The organism is Burkholderia sp. Ac-20392 (assembly GCF_017104585.1).
Classification (GTDB): Bacteria; Pseudomonadota; Gammaproteobacteria; order Burkholderiales; family Burkholderiaceae; genus Burkholderia; species Burkholderia lata.
Genome location: NZ_JAAGPB010000999.1, coordinates 1 through 1,259, shown reverse-complemented (window position 1 = coordinate 1,259; position 1,259 = coordinate 1). Strand labels below are relative to the sequence as shown.

Sequence of the window (1,259 nt, the reverse complement as noted above, 5' to 3'; positions counted from 1 at the left end):
GCGATGCCGGCGCGCGCTGCCGCGTCTTCCGCCGCGCGGCACAGTTCGGCCGCACGTGCGGCGATCGTGCGATCGGCGAGCCGCACCGGATCGTCCGCGCACGCCATGCTCGCATCGAGGTGGATCTTTTCGAAGCCGGCTTCGACGTACGCGGCGACCATCGCGCCCGCTTCGCGCATCGCGTCGGCCGCGCGGCGATGCCGCCACGGGTTCGGGCCGAGGTGGTCGCCGCCGAGCACGAGCGCCGACGGGGCAAGCCCGCAACGCTGCGCGATCGCGTCGACATCGCGGCGGAAATCGGCCGGCGTCATGCCCGTATAGCCGCCGAGATGGTTCACCTGGTTGCAGGTCGCCTCGATCAGCAGCGGCGACCCGTCCGCGCGCGCCGCTTCGCACGCGGCCTCCAGCACGAGCCGGTGCGCGCTGCAGATCGAATAGATGCCGCGCTGCGCGTCCGCGCGGTTCGCGTCGAAGATCATCCGCAGCACCGCGTCCGCATGTGCGGTGCGCGAACGTTCGGCGAAGGTGGTCAAGCCGGACATGCGATACCTCGTTCGGTCAGGAAGCGGTCGATTTCGGCCGCGCTGCTGTTGCCCTCCATCGGGCCGCGCCGCGTGACCGCGATCGCCCCGGCCGCGTTCGCGCGGCGCAGTGCGACCTCGATCGGCACACCCGCGACGAGGCTCGCGACCAGCGTGCCGCCGAAGCAATCGCCGGCGCCGGTCGGGTCGAGTTCGTCGACCTGAAACGCCGGCGCTTCCGCCCGGTTCGCGCGATCGAACGCGACGCTGCCTTGCGCGCCGCGTTTCAGCACGACGCGCTCCAGCAGCGGATGCGTCGCCAGCAGGCCCGCGATCGCACGCTCGGCCGGCTGCGGCCCGCAGAAGAACGGCAGGTCGGCTTCGCTCGGCAGGAACAGGTGGCACGCGGCGAGCATCGCGTCGAGCGCCGCGCGCATCGGGCGAAAACTCAGCATTTCGGGCCGCACGTTCGGATCGAACGACACTTTGGCTCCGGCGCGCGCGGCCTCGATCACGCCGCGCTGCACCGCCGCGATCGCCGATTCGCTCGTCAGCGACGAACCCATCACGTGGAAATAACGGCAGCCGTCGAACATCGCCGTATCGACATCGGACGCATCGACGCACGCGGCGGCGCTGGTGGACAGCGTGAACACGAAGCTGCGCGAGCCGTCGTCGCGATACGCGACGAACGCGGTGCCGGTTGGGCGCGCGACGCGGCGGATGCGCGCGACGTCA

The 1,259-nt window shown here is 71.4% G+C and carries 2 protein-coding genes; both read right to left on the bottom strand.

The features are described 5' to 3' along the window. The coding region (locus G3N99_RS40395) for a class II D-tagatose-bisphosphate aldolase, non-catalytic subunit (RefSeq protein ID WP_206125213.1) at positions 1-542 on the bottom strand (542 nt) is incomplete at its 3' end. Beyond that, the coding region (locus G3N99_RS40390; protein ID WP_206125212.1) for a sugar kinase at positions 530-1,259 on the bottom strand (730 nt) is incomplete at its 5' end. The genes G3N99_RS40390 and G3N99_RS40395, both read right to left, overlap by 13 nt.